Source organism: Marinobacter alexandrii, assembly GCA_039984955.1.
In the GTDB taxonomy this organism is placed as follows: Bacteria; Bacteroidota; Bacteroidia; order Cytophagales; family Cyclobacteriaceae; genus Ekhidna.
Genome location: JBDWTN010000005.1, coordinates 239,238 through 264,865 on the forward strand (window position 1 = coordinate 239,238; position 25,628 = coordinate 264,865).

Genomic DNA, 25,628 nt, shown 5'->3' on the forward strand with positions numbered 1-25,628 from the left:
TCTTAGCTCACGCAATTAAATGGAGAGTTTAGGGAAATTTGTTTTGTTTCTAGGTCAGTTGTTTGTTCGAAGGGAATCCTTTGGAACTTACGTAAGCCGGGTAGTTGATGAAAGTATTAAAGTAGGTTATAATTCTGTTTTCCTTGTTGTTCTTGTTTCCGGATTTATGGGAGCAGTTACAACAGTTCAGACTGCTTACAATTTAATCTCACCATTAATTCCCGATACGACTATAGCGTGGGTAGTAAGAGATATGACTTTATTAGAACTCGCTCCTACTATAACTGCCATTGTCTATGCAGGTAAGGTTGGCTCTAATATCGCAGGAGAACTAGGAACCATGCGGATTTCTGAACAAATTGATGCTCTTGAAGTCATGGGAATAAACTCAACATCATATCTGGTGTTGCCAAAAATTATTGCCTCCGTTTTTATGTTTCCAGTTTTGGTAATAATTGCAGCCTTTGTTGCAATCACGGGAGGGTATATCGTTTCAATGCTGACTGGTGTAATCTCCACTACTGATTACATAACTGGTATTCAAATAGAGTTTGTACCGTTTCAGGTGGTATTTGCAATCATTAAAGCTGTGGTTTACGGATTTTTAGTAGCTGCCATTTCATCATTTAAAGGATTCTTTACTTCCGGAGGCGCATTGGAAGTAGGTCAATCTTCTACAAAAGCTGTTACAGAAAGCTGTATTGCCATCTTAGCAGCCAATTTACTTCTAGCTTATTTACTAGCTCCTCTTCTAACATCATGATTGAAGTTACCAATATCCATAAGTCTTTTGCTGATAAACAGATTCTAAGTGGAATTTCTGTGACTTTCGATAAAGGCAAAACCAATCTTATTATTGGAGCAAGTGGAACTGGGAAAAGTGTTCTTCTTAAATGTATCGTTGGCTTGGTAAAACCTGATCAAGGAAGTGTCACCTTTGATAATCGAGATTTTGCCAACGCAAACAAAGATGTACAGACAGAAGTGCGCCGCGAAATGGGCATGTTGTTTCAAGGAGGTGCATTATTCGATAGTAGTAATGTGGAGGAAAACGTCATGTTTCCTCTAAATGTACTCACAAAGCAGTCCATGGAAGAAAAGCTAGAGCGAGTAAACTTTTGTTTGGAACGTGTCGGACTGGAAAATGTAAACAAAAAGATGCCCTCAGAAATCTCCGGAGGAATGAAAAAGAGAGTCGGAATTGCACGAGCCATTGTAACTAACCCCAACTACCTTTTTTGTGATGAACCTAACTCTGGATTGGATCCTCAAACATCCATTCGAATTGATAATCTCATTAAAGATATTACTGACGAATATCAGACCACTACTGTGGTAGTCACACATGATATGAATTCAGTATTGGAGATTGGAGATAAGGTCAGCTTCCTATATAAAGGCAAAAAGCTTTGGGAAGGCTCTAGTGATGAAATTGCAAACTCAGATGTTGAAGAGCTGAACGATTTTGTGTTTGCCAGCAGAATGATGAAGGTATTGAAAGGCAAGTAGTAATTCATCCATCTGAACGTCAATTTGAAACTTATTCTTGATTCTTTACATCTAGCATGTAACCATTAAGTTGTGCCTCAGTAAGTTATTCTGGTACACAGACTCTGCTAACATGATAAAGAACTACTTCTTAACCTCATTTCGTCACCTGCTCAAGCAGCGATTTTTCACTTCTCTAAACGTTTTGGGCTTAGCTATTGGCTTGTGCGCTTTTTGGCTAATTAGCCATTATGTGGCTTATGAGAAAAGTTATGAGAACTTCATGGAAAATGGTGATGATATCTATCGTGTACAGTTAGATGTTTATAGAAATGGTGAGCTTATCTATAAAAGTTCGGAAAATTATGCTGGTGTAGGAGCTGCAATGAAAGAAGAACTCCCCGAAGTAGTGGATTATGCTCGTCTGTATAACATGGGCTCCAAAAACAATGTAATTATCACATGGGAACAAGCGCCAAACGGCCCCATCGTTTTCAAGCAGCAAAAATTCTTATACGCCGACGCTTCCATTCTCAGTCTTTTTTCCTACGAAATGGTTCATGGAGATCGTGAAAAGGCGCTTGAAGCCCCATTTACTATGGTAATTTCTGAAACTATGGCTAGGAACTACTTCGGAGATGAAGACCCAATTGGCAAAACGCTAAGATTAGAGGATGATGACTTCAACGATGAACCATGTATTGTCACAGGAGTATTCAAAGATCACCCTACCAATACGCATCTGAAGTTTGATGTCCTCATCTCATTCTCGACGATCTACGGAAGATATGATGGAGCTATAGAGCGCTACAAAATAGGTTGGGGTAGAAAGGATTATTATACATATGTTCAGTTAGAACAAGGAACTGACCCAAAGCAGTTGGAATATAAACTTGTGGATTTAGTAAGAAAATACAAACCTGAATTACAGGAGCAAAATGGTGAAAACGTTTTGCTTCTACAACCAGTTAAAGATATACACCTTACATCCAGATTAACCGATGAGGCAGAGATAAATGGGAATGGTGATGCGGTTGGATATCTATCCATCATCGCATGGTTTATAATTATTATCGCCTGCATCAATTATGTAAACCTAAGCACTGCTAAGTCTGTAGAAAGAGCAAAAGAAGTTGGGTTGCGAAAGGTTGTAGGCTCACAAAAGTCTCAACTCATCATTCATTTTTTAATTGAGTCAAGTATTGTTTTTTTCTTATCTATTCTGATTGCTTTCACTCTGATAGTTGTGATAACTCCCCTTTTCAACAATATCGGCGGCACACCATCTTCCTTCATTATCTGGGCCCAACCCTGGTTTTGGGTAAGTGCTGTAATTTTCTGGGTGGGAGGATCATTGCTTACTGGATTTTATCCAGCCATGGTATTATCATCATTCCGACCGGTCGAAGTGCTTAAAGGTCAATTTAAGGGAAAAGGTGAAGGAATACTGCTTAGAAAGGCATTAGTGGTGATGCAATTCACTACTTCAGTTGCTTTGATAATTGGCACACTCATCGTATACGAGCAGATGTCTTTCATGCAAAATCAGGATCTGGGCTATAGCACAGAACAGATAATGGTTGTTGAGCGTCCTGCGACTCGGGATACATCGAATGTACAAGCTGAAAATGATTACATGTCTTTTAAGAACAGCCTAGCAGACCAGCCCGCAATTTCGGATGTTGCAGGGTCGGGAATGCTTCCCGGCAAGAAACTTCGTTTTAAAACTCAGGTTAGAAAACTAGATCAAGATCCTGAGCAAGCTACCACCTTCGCATTCAGCAGCATGGATTATGAGCTCTTTGATCTGATGAGCATGGAGATGTTGGCAGGAAGAAACTTCTCAAGAGATTTCATCAAAGATCCTGACACAGCCATTGTTATTAACGAATATGGTGCCAGAGCTTTAGGATATGCCCCAGAAGAGATTGTAGGCAAATATGTTTCAATAGATCGATTCCAATGGAAACCGCAGGTTGTTGGGGTACTAAAAAATATCCACAACGAGTCCCTACAAGAAGCTATGCAGCCACTTGGGTTTTTTCTACAACAATACAATCATGAATATATGATGGTGAAAATGAGTACTAGCAATATTGAAGAAACGGTAGGCGTTGTAAAAGCACAATGGGATCAGAGTTTTGCCGGGAATCCGTTTGAATTCTTCTTCCTCGATAGTTACTTTGATAGCTACTATCAATCTGAAAAGAGTTTCAGAGATCTGTTTTTAATTTTCACCATCCTTGCGATCGTAATTGGTTGCCTTGGGCTTTTCGGGCTTTCATCATATACCGCCGTTCAAAAAACCAAGGAAATCGGAATACGGAAAGTACTAGGTTCATCTACTTCTGGCATCATCCAATTGATGTTCAGAGATTTTCTAATTCTTATCGGGATTGCAAATTTGATTGCCTGGCCTACTGCATGGTATTTCTTGAGTGGATGGTTAGAGAATTATCCTTACCATGTATCCATCAATTTCCTATTCTTTGGATTAGCCGCTTTCATCGTATTGTTGATTGCTTTTTTGACAGTCAGTTTTCATACTTTTAAGACTGCCCAGCTTGATCCCGCAAAGACATTGAAATATGAATAACCAGCTTGAAACGTACTCTATTCATTAAGGGTAAACATATTGTTGTATTTGCACAATATTTCCTGAATTTTAGCATTATAGAAATATTCAAATGAGTACATTTGATCTTTGAATATTTCTATTTCCATACATGATCACCCGGCTTTATCTCACCTTTTCGCTGGTCCTGGCCTTTCTTGTAGGTTTTGGTCAATGCAGTCTTTTAAGTACAACCATCAGCGTCGACTTCAGTGCCGACGGTACATGCGCTCCTGTTACCGTAAACACTTTTACCGTAACCTATACTTTCAATGTAGCGCAGAATCCTGCAGACATTGAAATAGAATTCACATGGAATGATCCTGCAAACACAACAGAAACTATTTCAGGCCTAGGACTTACTGTCTCGAATGCAAATAGGACTTTTCAAGCAACAGCTACGCCATTTCCTTACCCTGATACCGGGCCAGAGTGTTTTTTTGAAGCTCAGGCTTTTATTATTGTTGCTGGCGATATCTGTGAGACTTCAGAACAAACCCAAATTGTTCCCTCATGGAATGTAGACGATGAAAATGGAGGAGTCATTGCTTTTGACCCAGGTGGATATGACATCTGCCTAAATACAGCACTTACTAATGTGGTATTTGATGATGCTTCTACTTTTAATTGCAACATAAATGACAATCCAGATAACCCAAATCAAATTTCCAGATGGGTGCAGTTTGTGTACGGAACAGATCCAGTACCTGCTGTTGGTAGATTTAGAGACTTGACACTCGTTGACGGAGGTCCTGTCACGGTAACTCAGCCAGATGGATCATTAACAGCTCCTCAGACTAGAGGTACAGCCGGGCTTATGGTTACGGGAGGTCATTTTGGGCTCGTTGAAGAAGTTCCGTTTCCTGCTGATGTTCCTATCCATTCTACATTTCCTATATCAGCACCTGCAAATGCAGCAAATCTGATAGGTACCACATTTGAAATCACACTGTACAACTGGAATACATGCAATCCATTTAATGGCGACCAAGCCAATCCAAATTATGTAGATGCGGTTACAGAAACACTGGTTATTCAGGTAATTCCCCCACCTGTTCCTGATTATGATGCTAGAGATGGTGGCCCTGGAGGAGCTATTCTTACTGAGTTTTGTATCAACTCAGATATCTATTTTGATAATAATACTCCAGGTGGCCCATACAATTTTCGTTGGGAGTTTTATGATGGTCCTGCGGATACAGATCCTTTTTTAGATTTTTCCACTGATGTCAACCCCACTTTTTCATTTGAAAATGGTGGACAAAAATTGGTTCGACTTATTGCAACTGATCCTAATGCAGATGGGGTTTGTGTTGTTGAGTATGATGATTTTGTCAATCTCTCTCCTGATGCAGTAGCTGATTTTGATTTTTATGATGGTGCTTTTGCTGCCCCTATCAACCCTGACTTTTGTCAAACAGGCGCAGACGTATTTACTGTTGGTTTCAGAGATAACACAATCGATCAGCCTAACACAGAATTTAGATATGAATTTTATGACGAGAATGACATACTTATAAGCACTCAACCTACTGATGGCTCTTTTTTAGTAGACCCTGTACCTGATTTTACCAGAACTTTCTCTGCCGAAGAATATACGATTGTTCGCTTAGTGGCTAGAAATACATCTACGCTATGCGGAAGCGTAGATCAAGACACTGTTTTTGTCTATGGCAGACCACAACCCAGTTTTGATTCAAACGAAGCTTGCGAAGATGCTAGAACAACTTTTTCAGCTATTGCCGATCCTATTCTGAGTCTAACTACACAAGTCGATGACGATGAAGTGGACTTATACGAATGGGACTTTAGTTTTGATGGCACATTTAATGTGGAACTGACAAGAACCAATAATGCAAACTTTGATTGGTTTCTAAATGGAATGGATATCGCTACCGGTGTTGAGCCCATAACCTCTGTCGCAGGCACTTACACGGTTGCACTCAGGATGACTACAATGAAGGGTGGCTGTTCTGACATTATAAGTCAACCAGTGACAATCAACCCCAACCCTGTAGCTCAGGTATCGAATAATGCTATTGGAGATATTTGTCCTGGAGACGAAATCACTTTTACTAACCTATCAAACAATCCAGGATTGCCATCTTCTTATCGATTGGACGTAAGCCATCCTCCTTCTGGGTTTATATCGAACACACTATTCCCGTCACCCACACTTGATTTTACTTTCATAAATCCTGACGATACAACAAGGACTTATTTCATTCAATTAAGAGCTGAATCCACTGATGGTTGTGTGACTTTTAGTACGATTGAAAGTATAAGAGTTTCTCCTGATGAAGAAGCTCAATTTGATGATCCTGCATATAATGTGTTCAACACGAACTGTTCTCCTTGGACAAGTACCGTGTTTGTTGATCCCGCAACTCAAAGTTTGACGGCAGACCTATATCGATGGTCTCTCCTAGATCCTGATGATGCTTTACTTTTAGGATATCCAATAACAAAGAATAGTGGTGATGCAGACTTTCATGAATTGGACTATGAAATCATTAATACTTCTGCCACCATTGTTAACTATCGAATGGTTTTGGAAGCAGAAAGAACAGGTGTCTGTATAGCCAATGATACGGTTAATATTCAAATAAGCCCACAACCAATCTCAACTTATAGCCTAGAGCGCGAAGAAGATTGCGAACGGGTGAATTTCACACTTGAAGCGGTACAAAAGGGTCTAGCCGACTATGATTGGAGCTTTAACCCTGCTCCTGACATCATTGTTGATAACAATGATGAAATAATGATTTCGTACAATCGAGAGCCAAATACGGGAAATGACATCAATGCTCAGCTTTCTTTAATTACCACCAATCTTGCTTCATGTCAAAGTGATCCAGAAGTTTTAAATGAAACCATTGAAAAACAACGTCCAGATCTGGTATCGAATTTCATATTATCTACCACAACACTTCAGCTTCCTGATAATACAGTAATCATTACAAATAATAGTTCCATTGGAGCGGGACTTACGTATGAATGGAGTTTTGGAGATGGTAGTACATTCTCAGGGTTTGATGCAGTATCTCACGATTATGATCGATTTGGCACCTATGAAATTACCTTAGCTGTAACAGATGATTTCTGCACTGTTGAAAGTTCACAAACAGTTACTGTAATTCCAACAGCTCCTATTCTTGATTTTGAAGCTGATATTTTGGAAGGTTGTGCTGCTTTGACCGTTCAATTCACCAACCTTTCGCAGTTCGCAGTACCTGGAGAGTTCTTGTGGGAATTTGGAGATGGAAGCATCTCTCGATCTGATAATCCTACACACACGTTCTTTGCTGGGGGAAATTTTACGGTAAGACTTAGAGGACAAAATGAGGTAGGTGAAAATTCAGAAATAGAGAAAGAACAATATATTTCAGTCTTTGAAAGACCATTTGCTGATTTTCTTGTATCAACCAGAGTCGTTTTTATTCCCGATCAGGAAGCAGTATTTAAGAACCTAAGTGACAATGCAACTTCCTTTTTTTGGGATTTCGGAGACGGTGTTACATCAACTGATTCGGATCCTCGCCATGCATACACTGAAGAAGGGTTTTATGACATCACCCTAATTGCTAGAAATGATTTCGGATGTGTGGATACGCTCTTTCGCTCAGCCGAAGTAGAAGCTATTTCTGGTGGTCAGGTAAATACCCCAAACGCATTTACTCCTAGTTTAAACGGTGCTACAGGTGGAGAAGTCGGTTCTGGGACTGATCCATCCAGAATCAATGACGTATTTCTCCCCCGCCTTGAAGGAGTAGAAAGATTTAGAATGTTCATTTATAATAAATGGGGAGAATTAATTTTTGAGAGTAGTAGTCAGAGCAAAGGATGGGATGGGTATTATCGAAACAAGTTGGCTCCTTCAGGAGTCTATGTATATAAATTAGAGCTGAGGTTCTCGGACGGTAAGGATATTATAAAAGTGGGCGATGTGACCCTGATACGTTAATGAAGAATCTTTGGATTTACATCTCTTGCATGACCTATGCACTTATTTCCGGTGCACAAGATGCTCAGTATTCTCAGTTCTACTCAAATCCGATCTATCTTAATCCAGCTTTCGCGGGAACTGCTCCGGATACAAGAGCTGTGTTTATTCATCGCATCCAATGGCCCAATTTACCACAAGCTTTTTCGAATTCCACTGCTTCAATAGATTATAATGCTGGCAACATCAATAGTGGGTTTGGAGCAATCGTGAGTTCAGAACAAGAAGGAACTGCAGGTTTAAGAAATACAACTGCCGCCTTTATTTACTCGTATGAAGCAAATCTTAATAATAAAGTTGTCGTTCGGCCAGCAATAAAGTTTGGTTATTCATTTAGAGACATTGATAGAAGCAAACTTGTCCTTGGGGATCAAGTAGATTTTGGAGTCGATGGAACTCCATCTCAAGACCCTCAAATTAATTCCATCCGCCTAAAAAATCATTGGGATATCGGAACAGGCATCTTGATATATACAAAGAAAAATTGGTTTGGAGTAGGTATCGATCACTTAACACGCCCTAATAGGTCTCTTCTAGAAGGTGAAGACAACTTGCCTATACGATACTCATTTCACATTGGAAGTAGGTATCCATTACAGAAACTTGTAAACATCGGGACGATTGTGCCAAGTATTGCACCAAGTATTCTTTACAGGAGACAGGGTCAATTTCAGCAAATTGATGCAGGCGCTTCGGTACATCTGCAGCCAATCATCATTGGATTGTATTATAGAGGTATGCCTTTGCTTAAAAATGATTTTGGAAGACTAAATCAAGACGCAATCATCTTAGTCACTGGAGTTGAGTATTACAACTTTGAATTTAACTATAGCTTCGACCTCAACCTCTCGAAATTAGATCCTGTGAGCGGTGGTGGTGCACATGAATTTTCTTTGGTATACAATTTTAAGATGCCAAAAGACCCATACAAGACTCCTAACAATAGGAAAAAGCTAAGTTGCCCGACCTTCGTGCATAAATTGAATCACTAAAAGGAAGCAGCAACGAATCTGCTTTTTTTTGATTGAGCGAGCTTTAGATTTATCAAAAAGAAAAATTGTACCCAATCCTTGGAACCAATGGTCTTTGATTCAGCGTGTTTTTCTTGTAGTTAAAGTCATAAAGCAATGACACGCTCAAGCTGACTTTCTTGGATATACTGAATCGTCTCCCTGCGCCTAAAAGTGCGGCATATTGCCAAGATGCAGGTCTGATAGTCTCCTGGAAGAGCGACTTGTTTTTGACTAACTGGTATTCTCCATAAAGAAAAAAGCCTTTTAGAATATCATAATTCGCAAAGAAGCTAAACCCATGGGCGTCACCAGTTAAGGCTGATGAATCCCGATCATTGAGCTGTTCCCTTAGCAAAAGCCCTAGCCCTGTTGAAAAGGACTTATTCCATTGAAAACCTAATTGAATATTTGTATCTAGAATGACAGGGTCCGTTGATTGAATCGCAATGTTTCCATTGAGGAACAATCGTTCTTTTAGAGGAGCCCCCTTAAGCGATTTGCGCTTTATTCCCTCCTCTTCTTTGCTCAGATCTGGAATGGTTGAATATTTTTCCTTAGCGGCTTTTAGCGAAAGCTGTGATTTAGTAAACTCCTCCGGAGATATCTTTTTGAAGAAATCTGAAACTCCTGAGCGATCAATTTTCTTCAATTGGCCATATTCATCCATTTCACCATACAATAGTTGCTGTTCAATCTTCTTGTCACTCTCCTGAGCTAGTTCTGGTGGTAAGTACGATTCCAATCGTTCTTTCATTTTGAACCGATCTGATAAAATAAGGCTGTCCAGACTAGTAGAGTCTGGGTGGAACTGATCGATATAGGAAGAGTCATACTGCGCGTAAGCTTCGTAGATTATTTGAACTTGTTCAAAATCTCCTCTCCTGGAGAGTTCCTGCAATGCCCAGTCAACTGAATCTATTGGAGGCTCAAATTTCGTATAGTCTATTGCGTACTCCTTCGGCTCCTTGATTTGATATTCGCCTAGAAGAATTTCTCTTTGGTGCGCCTTAGCTTCCTTCCACTTACCGACAGACTTCAGACTGTCTTTATTCTCTTTTCTATAAGTCCTCCAAGCCTTCTTGGCTACTCTTAGACTGTCTTTTGAATAAAGCTCCTTGTAGTTCTTGAGTTTTGAGCGAGCGTCCTTGGATCTTTCTACTTTTTTCAGGTGCTTTTCAGAGACGTTCACATCAAATTTGATCTGAGCGATAAGGTCTCTTTGAAAAAGAACAAGAATGACACACAAACATCCAATTCTGAGCATTATACAATGATAGTTAATTCATTCCTCCACCATTTCCAGTATCAAATGTATCATCGATTGTTCCATCACCTCCATTTCCATCTCCATCACCTCCTGTTCCTCCTCCATTGGAGGAGCTGCAACTAATTATACTAATTGACTTGGTGGGAGTGTAAAGGAATGTACTGCAGTTATCTGTGTATTCGCCACGTATCTCAATGTTAAATGGTGTTCCTTGATATCTAAATGCATCCTCTGGCAGCTCACCTGATCTTGAGTTGCTAAATTCAATCCATTGTCCTGCGTAGTTTTTGTATTCAAGCTTAGCATTTCTGTAGCCAGGTTCTTGACACACAGCACCCGTACCATCAGAATTGATGGTTACCCAAACATATGGATAGGTGCCATTGCTTCCATCTACAGTTTGCGTAATGTCATCTTGCTGCTCTGTTGGTGTGAAATCATCAAACTCTCCTATACCACCAGATGTGCAAAGTTCAACCTCATTAGGTGCGGAAATAGCGTATGAAGCTTTTACATCATACACTGTAACAACCCTCGTTGCTGTTGTTTCAATATCTGGATGATCTGGGTTAGTGACTTTTACAGAGACCGTATATTCTCCTGGCGAGTAAAATCGGTATGAAGCTGATTCTCCTGTTTGACCATTATCCCACTTATAGCCTGGAGTTCCATAGGAATTTCCATAAACAATGGCTTTTAGTGAAATAGATTGATTAACAAGATTAAAGCCGTCATAAGTTGCAATACTTGCTCTTAGATTACCATCATTTTCTTCAGAAGCAAGATTGTATCGGTATCGCTTGATGATATTCTTTTCGTTATCCTTAGTGAGATGTAACCTGTTTCTTGAATCATATTCGTAATACATCTTTCTTCCATTTGGATGGGTTATTGATTTCAAGCCAACAAGATTTTTATAGGTATATTTTGTCTCTCTCATTAATGCATCAGGTCCTGGATCAATAGTTGTGGTCTTCAAATATCCCTTAGAGTCATAATCATAAATTACTTCAATCTCATTTCGCCTCTTTTCGTTTGCCAATAGACCTTGCTCGTTATATCCTAACGTATTCACCAAATCCAGATCATTACCCCAAAGAACTATATTTTGTGGGGCTGTTATTACAGGTTCATAAACTTCATATGGCTTTATGAACGTATGCTGCTTTCTAAAGGTAGTCACACTTGCACCAACCATATCGAACACTAACTTTCCTGGATACTTAACGGCATTTACCGTTTGAATGGGAGCACCAATAATATTCTCGGAAACCATCTCATTCAGGACACTTTGGCTATAAATTCTTTTTAAGAATGTCTTATCCATTGGATAATAGTATTTTACCAAGGAACTATTGATTTCTTGTCTGTCAACCTTATTATCCTCCTCATCAATTTCATATGTCTCTTTAGAAGAAAGTAATGTTTTATGAGTATCATGATATCCAAATTCTGTCTTTGAGCTTTTAGTTACACCATTTTCGATTGAAGTATTCTTTACAGTCCTAAGGTAAAACGGTCTCAATTGTTGGGTTGACTGAGCCATGGCGTATTTGCCATTGTCTGCCCTGAAAACACTGTGTTCATTGTACGTATAGTCTGATTCTCCAAATTCGTAGCTATACACATCCTCTTTATAGGTTTTCCCAGATTCATCCTTATAGGTAGTCATTTTGGGCAATCCAAACCTTGGATCGAAAACAGGTGGCAAATAAGGAAAAACAGACTCCTTAAGGTCCTCTTCTTTTTCCCAATTGCTTTTCCTAAGAGATTTTCTACTATAATCCTTAAAGGATCCCGAATATGATTCATGAATGATTTGAGATCCAAGAATATCATCTGTAATAGTAACCTTGCCATACCCGGTATTTTCGGCATAATCATAATATAAATATGGTGAATGAGAGTATAAGGTGACTGAAATACCAAATAATGGTGAATTCAATGCTGCTGAAGGCCTTTTAGGAGACTCAAAAGTGTAACTTTTGCTGGTTACTAAGTTATTAGCTTCATCGTAAATAGAAACATTATCAATCTTAACTCCACCACCAGATCTAGCTGAATAGGTAAACTCCTTCTTACCACCTTGTGGTAGATTGATTTTCCACAAAATATTAGCTTTTGCCTTATCACTTTCATTTCTAGTACTTCCACCAATATTTATTTTAGCAGGTGGATAATTTAATAAGGCAGCATTGTAATTTGGGGACTTTGGATCATATTCAATTTTTTGAATAGTGCTGAATGAAATTCCAGGAAACAAGCCTCCTACAGAACTATTGTAATATCCGTACTTATCAAGTTTACTGGATGTCCTTTCAGGAAGGTTATAGCTTGAAGACTCCTCATCCAAATACCCAAAAGATGCAAGGTTTGCCCCATTCTTAGAAACCGAGGTAAGTTTCAACCTTTTACAATTCTGATAATCTCCAGTACAGGTACTAGATTGGAAATAATCATAAGACATTTGAAATGTATGGACAATTTCGTTAGAATGATCTAATACCTGTATTTGATCCAATTTTTCATTAAAATCTTGCCTATATCCCCATAAGAAATTGACTTTACTCTTTTTTGACTTTATCGTAGAAATACGTGAAGTCGTCATTTCTAAATCAGAAATAAATTTTTTAGTAACCGGACTATCTGGTTTGCGATAAATTTGATGTGATCGTACCTGAAAGTCACCTACTGTTGCAAAGTCACGAATTCGAAAATCTCTATAGTAAGATACTCCAGAATACGGTGCAATGAGTTGCTTTGCTCTTTGATCACAAGGATATACCTCAGAACACGGGCTTTCTAAAATAGTTTCGTCTTTTGACCAACCTCCGTTAACATAAGGGTAACCCACAGTTGGCCCGCTGGATCCCCCACTTAGATCAATAGACGACCAAATAGAAAGTGTAAACCATCCATAAATATCCAACGCTGTGCTTCCATATTCATCATGAACAAGAGCCTCAAAGGTGAAATCCCTTGTTTGATCAGTTTTCCAAGTTCTTACTACAACATGATCTTCAACTAAATCATACGTTTTTGTAATGGATGTTTCCGAGCTTATTAGTTTCTCTTCATTTCTTTCATATATGAATGTGATATCATCAGTTGATGGAAGATCCGGAAATTCAATCTTTGTTAGGTACCAGGTGGAGATATACGTAAGATCTGCATTCGCCTTTGGTGACTTTCCTTCTTCATAGGACATGGAATGAGTTATCTCTCTAGATTCTTCAGTTGTCCCAAAGTAGTATTTTATTCCTTTCGTGTCCGTAATTACCCAACTTGAAGCGGTGGTTCCTCCGTAATTGAACTCGATTTTATTATCTGTATAGGGAAGGCCATAAAAAAGGGTAGCAGTAGGAGCTCCAGCATACCCCATAGAATTACTTAGATTCACAAATTTTCCAGAACCTCCGGGAAAGCTGTAGTAGAAAATATCCTTCTCAAAGTCATATCCCTTTTTAGAATTATCAATCGCTTCTTTAACAATTGATGAATTGAGTTCATTATAAAAGAGTGAATTATCATCTGGTTGACTTCTCATTACACGTGTAATGGCACCTCCGGCGCTAAGATCCCAGCCTAAGCCCACCGAAGAAGCAATGTCCCTTACTTTAATTCCTCTTGTTTGATAACTCAGTACTATAGGTACATTATAACTATTATTGGCCTCCACATTGCATAGAGGAATGGACTCTGTAATATATCCACGATATAAATCCTCCGCAGTGTTATTATGCATATATGAAGTCGCATCAGGTGATGGAGCTATTTGGGCACTAGCAGTAACACTAATAAAAACCAGGAGAGGTAAAAAAAACTTAATTAATTTCATCTTAATATTTCTATTGTCAGTAGCACTTCAAAAATCTTTCAATTAATACCAGATAAACCTTTCAACTTCTCTATAAAATCCACTTTATTAAAATCTACTATTTGCTTTGGCAGGTTATTCAAATTAGATAATGATTCAATTATTTTTTTTAATAGGCTATTCCTTAAGTCATCTCCGTCAAGAGCTAAATAACTATTGTAATCAAGTTTAACATCAAAAGTAAAGACCTTGGAAATTGACACTGAAGTTCCACTATGTGTTTCCGTCTTCTCCTTTACATATTTTGGCTTTCTTACCTTAAAAAACTGTTCAAATTCAGGCTTTACACAGACGACTCCAATAATGATTTTTTCAATAGAAGATCCAAAATTTTCATTTTTTATATAATTATCAATCTCAATACCTATTGAATGTATTTGAGTAACCTTACTCTGATCTAAGTTCGACTCTTGTGTGATGGAAAATTTCATCTATCTAAATATTTTATTACCTGGAGGCAAGGTACCGTTTCTGAAATAATACCCATATATCTTGGTCTTCTCTGCAACTTTAATTTCCACTTGAGTTCCGAAAAATTCAGGAACCATGGTGACACCTGCTCCAATTCCATCTAAATAGCTTTGAGAATATCTAGTCATACCCTGAGTAGTTTCTCCATATTTCCAAACTTCTCCAGTATCAAGCCATTTAACGCCAGTTCTTACATCAGGATAATATCCTGGCACAGTAGCTCTTAATGAATATTGAAATCCAGGAGGACCAGCCGCTTTGGCAAGTATTCTCTCTACTTCCCTCGTCTTTTTAGCAATTAAATCACGGTTTTCATAAGTAAACCAAACTGCAGCAGCAGCATATGCAACTGGTATTAATACATCATCGACCACACCAACACCTGTAACATCATCTCCTAAAAGAATTAGACTAAAAGCCGTTGCGGAAGCAAATGAAGAGTAATCCCATTCATCATTATTATACTGATATAAAGCATCTACTGCTTCTTGTCTATACGAACTTCTCTGATTGGTTGGATCCCAAGCAACAACTTCTGATGCTGAGACCCATTCACCTGCCCATGGACTATAGATAGAAGGATCCCTTATTGACCCATCCATTTCATATACATTAGGTATTGGATTTAGGTCTAAGCCGCTATATCCATAGCCTGGACCTCCAGTTGCAAGTGTTCCACCTGCAATATATCCACCGTTACTAAAAGAAGATCCAGGAGTAAACCCGCCACCAAAGCTTATCCCATTATTTATGAGATTATCACTAAAGGAACCTTCTCCGTTTAAAGTTTGAACTAGTGCTTGTGTTGCAGCAGGAACTAACGCACCAACGATCGCTGTACCAACAGCCCAACAAACAGGACACTCACCATTTGGATCGACATAGACATTAGGGGCATTCATCATACCTGCATATGGTGAATTGTACGGCATCACTGATGCTGCCGGATCCACTGCAAAGAATCGTCCCAATGCCGGATCATAGTTTCTACTCAAGAAATCGTAATAACCAGTTAAGCTATCGAGCGTGCTGAAAGAGCTTTGATACAATAGTCCCGGGTCTATATAGCCTTTGGCTTTCCATGACGCAGAAGTCGCCATTCCAAACGGATAGTAATCATTGACCTGTGAAACTCTAAAGCTTTGCTCCCCAGAACTATGAATAATCTTCAAGTCGTCAAAATACACTTCTTGATTTTCATCGGTCTCATTAGCCATATAAATCAGTAGACTACCTTGTTGATTTATTCTCATCTTCGAATCCATTTCGAGCTTACTGAATCGCTCAAATGAATCATCACCTACTGGAATAAAACTGGAATAGGCAGGTACAAACTCATTGTTCTCATTAAAAAACAAGTAAGCGATGTAGGCATCCGGAGCATCATTAGGATCGCCTGGATCACTTATAGGTAAATATGCTCCAGGTCCACCCTCTGCTATTGCATTTGATAATGCTTCACCACTGCCGCCATCGCTTGGCACAGCACCAAATGCAGTCATTACCGTGTTTACAATATCACCAAGTGGTGGGCCAGATCCAGTTGCCGGCGTGTATTTTGCCCAGGCTTCTATTTCAACCTCGTCTCCCGACTCAATGGATAGCACCTTAGCTAAACCTAATCTTCGATTCCCTACAGTTCCATTTAAATAGATACTGCTATCTCCAAGAGGCGTATGATTTTCCCTATCTGTTCGAATCGCCTGATTCGGGAATGCAAATTCACTTTCTTCATAGGATTTATTCTTAGCTTCCATGGAAGCTGTATAGATATTTCGATCAGGCAACTCACCGAACGCCATGCGATTATTACCCTGAATATCTTTGATGAAATACTCATAATGGAATTCACCATTTTGAGCATAGGCTCGACCTTCTTCTGTGAATATTTGATTTATATCATCATCTAAATATTCAATCAGTCCCATATAATCTACACGAGCAATTTCGTTTTCATCAGCATCTATTACAGCTTTGGAAAGTCTGTTACCAACCGCATCATAGGTGTATTTAATCTTGACTTCATCATCAAACTCAATTTGGGTGACAAGCTGTAAGTGGTTGTACTCAATTGACGCAATCCCCTTGTTAAGGTCTGCTGTCATATTACCCATATCATTGTATTGATATTCCCAATCGGTCGCAGATGACTGCTTATCCTTAAATCCTTTTTCGGAATCCTCGGCATCTGTCACTCTCCGCAGCTTATTCGAATTGGAATAATAATCGTAAGTCAGATCATCGATCTTATTCCCTTCTTCCTCCCTACTTAATTTCATGATGTTCCCATTGTCATCATATTGATCTACACTAATATTAAATTGATCACTATCAGGAGCTAATCTTTGGCCCGTAGGTGCCGATGCATAGTTAGTAGCGTTTAACCTGTTTCTTTGATCGTAATCAAACAGTATGGCATATTTATTCGTGCCCTTCGGTCCATCAGTAGGCACTATAGTAGGTGTTGCATTGGAAGCTTTCCATTCAATGGCGCTGACCATGCCATCGTATCTACCTTCAACGCTTACACCTTCTACATCGATTCCTTCTTCATAATAATATTTCATTCCGAAGAGGTCATTATCTAAACCTCCCAGCTTATTCGGATCATTGATTTTGGTTAATGATCTTTGGAGGTTATAGCTGTAATCGACAGACTGAAGAAAGCTAACACCATCTTCAGAGTGTAGGTTTTTCTCTATGAGTTCTCCAAGAACATTATAATTATAGTCAGCAACAAGAACTCTATCCCCACTAACAGTTTCTACCCCATTTTGATTAGTTTTATTAATAGTTTGATAAACTTCCTCAACCTGCCCATTGTGAGCGTATTGATACTCACTAAGCACCTGAACTCCTTCATCGAACGAATCTCCTTCGTAGCTTGAATGCTCGAGTAACATTTTTTGTAACTCTCCTTTCCAGTCAATTTCACTAGAAATTCTGTCTACGCCTTCTTTATGGTTTTCTCCTACACTTTGTATCACTCTTCCTCTTTCATCATAATAGATCACAGAATGTAACCAATCATCCGTTCCGAGAACTCGTACTTTACTGCCAGTTGTAAGATCAACTACTTGAGTGAAAGGTTCGTTTGCATCAATGACTTCAAATTCTGGTCCTGCTACTACGTTTTGGCCAAGTGTAACCGTTACTCCGGGTCTAGTAGCATATTTACCATTAACAGTCAAAGTGCCAGTTGGCCCTTCTTCACCTTCTATTGATATCAGTCCTTTATTTTCAATTACCAAATTTTCCGTTACTAACGTATAGTTAGGTGGTGCCCATCCAAATCCATCAAAATCATCTGGCACATTTAGGGATAGATCACTATTCCCCCATCCAGAAGTAATGAAATTGTAGTTATCATAATAGTTAATAGTCTCAAGAAGATAGTTATTCCCTAAACCTCTAGACCCAAATTCTGGGAATGAACGAGTAACAGTATAGCCAATTGATCCATCTGAGGTTGTCTCATATCGAATACCTGAAGTCTTTGCTTTTTCGCTTAGCTCACTAAGTGAAAGTTGAGTGCCAAATTGGCCAGAAATAACCAATCTATTTAAAGCATCGTACTTATAAAAAGTCCATGCTGGTAAAGTACTAGATTCATCAATTACCTTAACTTGTTCATCATGTCGCTTAAGGACTACTCTATCCCATTTGTCATATAAGTAGTAAGTCCATCCTGAACCTGGAGCCCGTTCTTTGAATAGTCTTCCTCTATTATCATAGGTGTATTCAAAAATAAGTTCTTGGAATTCTTCATTTGAAATTCTTATGGGTTCTCTATTATTAAGATTTTGAGTTATGACAGGTGGAACGATAAACCTTAGTCTTCCCAATTTGTCATATACATTATATGACCCTATCCACTTTTGTAAGTCTGAATCATATAATTGTGAGGTGATAGACAACCCTCTTCCATCCGTTACTTGTCTTGTTAGTTTACCCTCAAGGTCTTTAACCATTGAAACAGTAAGCTCTTTTGCTTCATACGCGCCATCATTCACAGGTTTACCATCTTGAATAGCCCAATGTCCGACTAAATCATGAAGCAACTTAGAATCATCCGTTTCGTCAAATAACGAAGGATCATAGATATCTGTAAAAGTTTCAGTGCTTTTACCTTGATAATTTTCGCCAGGAGCAACCACAGATATTACTCTTCCTCTTTCATCAAAACTGCTTAAGGAGTACGCATAAGAGTCAGCTCCATATTTCGAATCTTCATAAAATGTTTTTTGTAAACCTTTATTCTGATCAAGTTCTAAAAATTCACCTGGATTTTCAGACTTGGTATAATAAGGCATATAGTTTTTCGTAATCCTCCCATTATCATCAAATTCATTGAATTGAATGAGATCTTCATAATCTTGTCCAGCTTGAACTGCCACGGTCATGGTAGGTCTTCCTAATCCATCGTTATAGGAATAGGTAACTGATCGATCTTGCGGACCTAACGCACCCAATTCATGCTCTAGCTTAATAGGTACTTTTGGCACTTCAACTCGAACAAAGTTTTGATCAAGTGAAGGAGGAAGATTACAGTTTTCGAAATAATTGAGAGAAACGTTGTTTGATTGGTATCTCGTTGGTGTGCAACGTTGTAAATATTTGACATAGTAATTATATCCTTGATTTACTCGGATGGATAAAACTGATTTGATTACACCAAAGTCTTTCTCAACGCCCTCTTTGCTACCATAGAGCCTTGTTTTATCCGTATCTACATTCTCCGCTGGAGAATAAGAAAAATTAACGATTGAGCCATCGCATATCATATCAGTAGTTGCACTTAAAGAGCCAATATTGGTTATGATATCATAAATTGATATTGTTATCTCATTTGATTTTTTCCATGTACTGCCTGCTGATCTGACTCTTCTCCTAAATTTTGTATCAGAATTCAAAGTGAAATCTGGATTGAAAGACTCTGAATCGGAATTACTAAATGTGATCCATCCAGATCCATTATAATACTGCCACTGAAATTCGTAATTGTCATTTCCTCCAGAAGCGCTTGCTCCAGAAATAGTTCCAACATTGTTACCCTGACATGGGTCGGCTGAGTTATATGTAATAATTCCAGGGTTTAGCGCAGGATAAATAGTAATTGATATTGGCTGAGAATAAGAAACTTGTCCATCAGATGTTACTTTTCTTCTAAAAGTGCGTGTTCCAATCCACAACATTTCAGGTTTATATTCAGCATCCTTAGCAAATCCTATATCAGTAAATTCTGTTTCTCCAACGGGAATCGGAAGTTGGTTCACATCCTCAATCGTTTGATTATTGCTCTCAATAAGTACTGAACCTTCGATTTGCCATTGGTACGAATACTGGCCACTTCCACCTATTGAACCTGCAGGGCTTAAAGTTGGTCTTGCGCAATCATGACACACATTGAAACTGGTGGTTGATGTATTGCCGGCTACAAGTCTTACTGGAACCTTTACTGTATTTGACTCGACGACTTGACCACAATCATTTTCAATTAATCGGATATAGGTGGTTGAAAAGTCAAGCTGTCCTGGATTCAGGTTACGTGTATTTGAGTTTGGAACAACTACAAATCCGCCGTTCACTTTCTTCATCCATTTGTACTGTATATTGAACACAGAAGTAACATCAGAACCTACAATTTGTGCCGCATTGGTGCCAGCAGTGATTGTCCCGCCAGAGTATGTAATAGTGCCTGGCTCAGGTAATTCTTCGATATCAATTGTCACCACGTTACTCTGCTTGGTCACACCGCCAGAAACAACTCTCCTTCTATATTGCGTTACAAAGGTCTGTGTAGAAAGGTTGAGTGAAACACTCTTTTGACCTGCAATATTCTGCCACCCTGACCATTGATATTCTATTGGAGAATCGATCGCAATTGTACTCCCTCCACCTTCTATCGTTTCACTATCACCAGTTTGTTCGATTGGTCCAATATCCACTGGTTGATATACATTTCTCTGCCATTGATAATCAAAACCACCCATACCGCCTTTAGCAGCAGAAGTACTGGAAATTATATCTGGATCACCACCAACACAAATCACCTGATTACCACTGATAGATCCTGCGCTGAAGTTTACATTGATTGTAACTGGTGATGTGTATTTGGTTTCTCCACAGGATTTAACTCTTCGTTTGTAAACAGTTGTAAATTGTATGCCTGATGGTGGATTATAGTCTCTGTTTGTGGCTCCAGAAATATTACTGAAGTTAGCTGCATTGCCAACCTTCCTTTGCCATTGATAATCTGGTGATATGCCCCCTGTTGCTGAAGTTCCTGTAATTGAAGGTGGATTTCCATTTGCATTTACTACTCCTCCTGAATAGTTTATTGAGCCTGCAGCAAGCGGATCTGCAACTGTGTACATTTTAGCAGCCGTAAATGCCTCTGCACTACCCGCCTTTACTCTACGTCTATAGGTTGTATTTGTGTATAGAATGGAAGGGTCAAATGTTTCATTTGTTTCACCTGGAATATCAAACCAGCTATCTCCGGTCAACTCCCCATCTATACCATCATCCAACGTTTGAGGACCACCATCTGAATCTGGCCCTAACTCAGTCCGTACTTGCCATTGATAATTATAATTTCCTAATCCCCCGCTTGCTGGAGACATGCTGTTAATAACTGTCGGATCTGAAGCTCTACAGATAGTTTCACTTCCCGAAGCTATTGTCCCTGGATGAAGGTTGACTGTAATAGTCACCTCATTAGATGCTTTTGTATCTCCACAATTACTTATGGCTAAACGCTGGAAGGTGGTTGTATTTATGAGTGGTGCAGGCTGATGTTCTCGATTCGTTGCTCCAATGATATTGGAATAGCCACCGGTTGTTCTTTTTATCCACTGATAGCTAATCGATGTTCCGCCTGTTGCAGCTTCTCCTGATATCTTAGCTGGAGTCCCGCCCGAGTTTATAGATCCTCCTGGGTAAGAGATCGTGGTAGGATCTATGAGATCATACACGTTTTTTGTGACCGTTGATGTGTTTCTAGATATTCCATTTGAAGTCACTTTTCTACGATATTCAGTTTTATAGGATATCGGACCTGGATTATGGCTTGTTCCAGATGCTGTTTCCGTCCAACCTGTCCAGACATATACTATTTCTGTATCAATAGGAGAATCAATTCCGCCTCCATTGCCATCATCGATGATTTCTTGATCTCCAGGACCTGAATCAATAGGAGAAATCTGAGTGGGTTTGTATTCACGTTTTTCCCACTTGTAGTTATAACTTCCATTTCCTCCAGATGCTAATGAAGAACTTGAAATATTAGATGGATCAGAACCAGCGCATATGGTTTGATTACCACTGATGGATCCTGCAATTAAGTTTACATTAACTACAACCTGATTGGTATAGTGATTTTGTCCACATGATGAAACTCTTCTTCTAAAGATGGTATTGGTATTTAAACCTTGCGGCTGATAGTCTCGTGATGTTACGCTGGACCCTAAATCTGATGGAATATTAGTGAACGAAGTTTCTGTGCCTCTTTTCCACTGCCATCTGTATGATATTCCAGTTCCGCCTGTTGCACTTGTCCCTGAAATTTTTGTTGGAGTAGATCCAGGGTTAACCGCACTACCACTGTAGCTAATTGAGCCCTTGTTAACAGCTGCAGCTATCGTATAGTTAATGACATTACTGTAAGCTTCTTCTGATCCAGAGGACACCTTTCTTCTATAGGTTTTATTTGTGGTTAATGCTGGCGGATTAAATGTTGCTGAAGTTGCCCCTGTTATATTTTGCCAATTAAAACCTATAGGACCTAAGCCATCTCCATCATCAATTTGGTCAATGGTTTGGTCTGTTGGTTCAATGCCCTCTCCTACTAAGTACTGCCATTGATAGCTATGAGATCCAACTCCTCCTGCTCCTGAAGCGGTACTATTAATTATTCCTGGATCTGAACCACTGCATATGGATGTTCCAGTAGATGCTGTAACGGTACCACCAATTAGATTAACTGTAAACTTGATCTCATTTGTGTATTTTGTTTGGCAAGAAGCTACTCTTCTTCTATATGTGGTGGTAACGTTCAGAGAGCCTGGGTCGTAGCTCTTGCCGGTAGCTCCACTAACACTTGTATATCCTCCTGTTGTTTTCTTCTCCCATTGATAACTGTAAGAACCTGTACCTCCTGTGGGTGTTGAGCCTGAAATAGTAGATGGATTGCCTCCAGGATTAATTGCTCTACTTCCAGAATAAGAGATAGAACCTTGATTCAAGTTAGACCTGACCGTATAAGTAATCTCACCCGTATACTTTGACTGACCATCTGATTGAACTCTACGTCGATATTTTCTATGGGATGTCAATGCAGGTGGATTGTATGCGGATCCTGTTGCTCCACTGACATTAGACCAACCTCCGTATGCCCCATTACTGTAAACTCTATGTTGCCACTGATAACTGAATGAGCCGGTCCCTCCTTTTGGAGATGTGCCATTACTTATCGTACTCGGATTACCATTATAACAAATCGTTGTTGCAGTAGATGCAGTAATAGCCCCCGCATGTAGGTTAACTCGTATCGTGATCTCATTTGAATACTTTGTCTGGCTACATTTAACTACTCTTCTTCGATAGCGTGTCGTTACATTCTGTGTTCCTGGATCATATTCTCGACCTGTAGCTCCTGAAATGTTCGAATAACCTCCAGTCGTCTTTCTTTGCCATTGATAACTAGCTCCACTTACTGTAGTACCAGTAATCTTACTTGGATTACCCCCATGATTGATATTACCACCACTGTAGCTAATACTTCCAGCGCTTACTGCTGAAATACTGTAGGAGACAGTATTGCTATAAGCAGTCTGTCCACCTGAAGTAACTTTTCGTCTGTAACTTTTTGCCTGAGACACGGAAGGTGGGTTATACGTACTGCCTGTAGCTCCTGAAACATTAGTCCACCCGTTACCTCCCAATCCTCCATCTATTGTCTCTTCTCCGCCTGATGGTCCATCCAATGTCAACGATGAAAGCTGCTGCCATTGATAACTATATGATCCTGTGCCTCCTTTTGGTGATACAGAGTTATTAATTGCTCCAGGATCTGAACCACTACATATAGATGTTCCGGTTGATGCTGTTATCGTTCCACCCGTTAATGAAACCGTAAACTTGATCTCATTCGTATATTTCGTTTGACAAGAAGCTACTCTTCTTCTAAATGTAGTGGTAACATTTAGAGAACCTGGGTCATAGCTCTTACCCGTAGCTCCACTAATATTTGAGTATCCTCCTGTTGTTTTCTTCTCCCATTGATAGGTATAGGACCCGGTACCTCCTGCGGGTGTAGAGCCTGAAATGGTGGAAGGATTACTACCAGGACTAATAGTCGTCCCGCCTAAATACGAAATAGAACCTTGATTCAAGTTTGACCTGACAGTGTACGTAATGTAACTTGTATACTTCGTCTGCCCATCGGATTGTACTCTGCGACGATACCTACGATTAGCATTCAGGGCTGGAGGATTATATGTGGAGCTTGTTGCTCCAGAAATATTTGTAAATGATCCGTAAGATCCGCCTGAATACACACTTTGTTGCCACTGATAGCTGAAGGAGCCTGTGCCTCCCTTTGGGGAAGTACTATTATTTATCGTACCTGGATTACCACTATAGCAAATTGTCGTGGCTGTAGAAACTGCAATGGCTCCTGCATGCAGATTCACACGTATCATGATCTCATTCGAGTACTTTGTCTGCCCGCATTTAATAACTCGTCTTCGGTATCGCGTAGTTACATTCTGTGTTCCTGGATCATATTCTCGACCTGTAGCTCCTGAAATGTTCGAATAACCTCCAGTCGTCTTTCTTTGCCATTGATAACTAGCTCCACTTACTGTAGTACCAGTGATTTTACTTGGATTACCACCGGCATTAACATTACCTCCGCTATAACTTATGCTTCCAGCAGTAACTTCGGATATGCTATAAGAAATGGTATTGCTGTAGGATGTTTGCCCACCTGAGGTCACTCTTCTACGATAAGAAGTAGCTGCGTATAGCTTGGGGGGATTATAGCTGGAACTTCTGGCTCCATTTACATTTGTCCATGTGAGTTGTCCTCCTCCACCATCTATTGGCAAGCCATCGTTTTCAATTAAACCCGGCCCTCCGCTTGAAAGAATTTGCCATTGATAGCTAAAAGATCCGCTTCCTCCTGATGCAGAGGATGAATTATTGATCGTGCCAGGATCGGTACCACTGCATATGGAAGTAGCTGTGGAAGCAGAAATATTACCTCCAGCCAAAGGTGCTGTGACAGAGACATATTTTGTTGCTGATCTCAATTGTCCACTAACATTTGCGTTTACTCGTATCCATCGACCTGAACCTGCTGATGTCCACCGTACAGAAACTGATGTTTTATTCTGTGAAGTGATAGTACCACCGGATACCTGATAGTTAGAAGAGGAATGAAACCCTCCGTTGGCTCTAACAGTATACGTTTTAGTACTATTAACTGATGCACTCGCTGAGCCTGTAATTGTCACGGAAGTACTGACAGGAAAATCATCATCATCACCAATAATTGGTCTTCTCTGGGCGTATCCATTAAATCCGATTAGTATCAAACATGCAAAAGTGATTGCATACTTTACCTTAGATAAAGGTCCTGATATCTGGTGGTTCATTGGCGAGATCGGTTAGGTTATTTTTCTAATAACTCAATGACTTTAATGCAATAAATCACTGGGCTACCACCACTAAAAATAAGTATGATAAAATTAAAAACGAAATTCATACTCAGATTTTCATAAAAAGCCGTGCTGCGTATTCAATTCTCACTTGTTGAAGATTACATGAAAAACCGATAGATAAAAGAAATCTATAATCCAATGAATGAATGCTATGATCTGAAAGACAAG

The 25,628-nt window shown here is 39.4% G+C and carries 9 protein-coding genes; 5 read left to right on the forward strand and 4 right to left on the reverse strand.

Features of this window, described 5'->3' with window-relative positions; all coding sequences use genetic code 11:
* Window positions 1-19: 19 nt before the first annotated feature.
* The 5 genes from ABJQ32_01865 (at window position 20) to ABJQ32_01885 (ending at window position 9,097) form a co-directional block, all read left to right on the forward strand.
* Window positions 20-763: an ABC transporter permease gene (locus tag ABJQ32_01865; GenBank protein MEP5288364.1), complete on the forward strand. Its 744-nt coding sequence runs from the start codon at window positions 20-22 to the stop codon at window positions 761-763.
* Window positions 760-1,509 carry an ATP-binding cassette domain-containing protein gene (locus tag ABJQ32_01870; GenBank protein ID MEP5288365.1) on the forward strand — a complete coding sequence of 250 codons (750 nt, stop codon included), beginning with the start codon at window positions 760-762 and terminating at the stop codon, window positions 1,507-1,509. Before ABJQ32_01865 ends, ABJQ32_01870 begins: the two co-directional genes overlap by 4 nt.
* 112 nt (window positions 1,510-1,621) lie before the next feature.
* The gene (locus tag ABJQ32_01875) at window positions 1,622-4,084 is read left to right on the forward strand and encodes an ABC transporter permease (GenBank protein ID MEP5288366.1); all 2,463 of its coding nucleotides are present in this window, start codon (window positions 1,622-1,624) and stop codon (window positions 4,082-4,084) included.
* Window positions 4,085-4,214: 130 nt separating this feature from the next.
* Window positions 4,215-8,066: a PKD domain-containing protein gene (locus ABJQ32_01880; protein ID MEP5288367.1), complete on the forward strand. Its 3,852-nt coding sequence runs from the start codon at window positions 4,215-4,217 to the stop codon at window positions 8,064-8,066.
* Complete coding sequence (locus tag ABJQ32_01885; protein MEP5288368.1) at window positions 8,066-9,097, forward strand: PorP/SprF family type IX secretion system membrane protein; 1,032 nt, start codon at window positions 8,066-8,068, stop codon at window positions 9,095-9,097. The genes ABJQ32_01880 and ABJQ32_01885 overlap by 1 nt, the downstream gene beginning before the upstream one ends.
* A 52-nt stretch (window positions 9,098-9,149) precedes the next feature.
* On the opposite strand, the gene ABJQ32_01890 is transcribed toward ABJQ32_01885, so the two are convergent.
* Genes ABJQ32_01890 through ABJQ32_01905 form a run of 4 tightly spaced genes read right to left on the reverse strand, consistent with a single transcriptional unit; the run spans window position 9,150 to window position 25,394 of the window.
* Complete coding sequence (locus ABJQ32_01890; protein ID MEP5288369.1) at window positions 9,150-10,382, reverse strand: hypothetical protein; 1,233 nt, start codon at window positions 10,380-10,382, stop codon at window positions 9,150-9,152.
* A gap of 13 nt (window positions 10,383-10,395) precedes the next feature.
* Window positions 10,396-14,223: a hypothetical protein gene (locus ABJQ32_01895; protein MEP5288370.1), complete on the reverse strand. Its 3,828-nt coding sequence runs from the start codon at window positions 14,221-14,223 to the stop codon at window positions 10,396-10,398.
* Window positions 14,224-14,261: 38 nt separating this feature from the next.
* Window positions 14,262-14,693, reverse strand: coding sequence for a hypothetical protein (locus tag ABJQ32_01900; protein MEP5288371.1), 432 nt, complete (start codon window positions 14,691-14,693; stop codon window positions 14,262-14,264).
* The gene (locus ABJQ32_01905; protein MEP5288372.1) at window positions 14,694-25,394 is read right to left on the reverse strand and encodes a DUF6443 domain-containing protein; all 10,701 of its coding nucleotides are present in this window, start codon (window positions 25,392-25,394) and stop codon (window positions 14,694-14,696) included. It abuts the gene before it with no gap.
* Between the last annotated feature and the right edge of the window lie 234 nt (window positions 25,395-25,628).

What these genes read in the sequence shown, in the direction of transcription:
- ABJQ32_01865 (MEP5288364.1), top strand. Translation starts at nt 20, where the DNA reads ATGGAGAGTTTAGGGAAATTTGTTTTGTTTCTAGGTCAGTTGTTTGTT.
- ABJQ32_01870 (MEP5288365.1), top strand. Translation starts at nt 760, where the DNA reads ATGATTGAAGTTACCAATATCCATAAGTCTTTTGCTGATAAACAGATT.
- ABJQ32_01875 (MEP5288366.1), top strand. Translation starts at nt 1,622, where the DNA reads ATGATAAAGAACTACTTCTTAACCTCATTTCGTCACCTGCTCAAGCAG.
- ABJQ32_01880 (MEP5288367.1), top strand. Translation starts at nt 4,215, where the DNA reads ATGATCACCCGGCTTTATCTCACCTTTTCGCTGGTCCTGGCCTTTCTT.
- ABJQ32_01885 (MEP5288368.1), top strand. Translation starts at nt 8,066, where the DNA reads ATGAAGAATCTTTGGATTTACATCTCTTGCATGACCTATGCACTTATT.
- ABJQ32_01890 (MEP5288369.1), bottom strand. Translation starts at nt 10,382, where the DNA reads ATGCTCAGAATTGGATGTTTGTGTGTCATTCTTGTTCTTTTTCAAAGA.
- ABJQ32_01895 (MEP5288370.1), bottom strand. Translation starts at nt 14,223, where the DNA reads ATGAAATTAATTAAGTTTTTTTTACCTCTCCTGGTTTTTATTAGTGTT.
- ABJQ32_01900 (MEP5288371.1), bottom strand. Translation starts at nt 14,693, where the DNA reads ATGAAATTTTCCATCACACAAGAGTCGAACTTAGATCAGAGTAAGGTT.
- ABJQ32_01905 (MEP5288372.1), bottom strand. Translation starts at nt 25,394, where the DNA reads ATGAACCACCAGATATCAGGACCTTTATCTAAGGTAAAGTATGCAATC.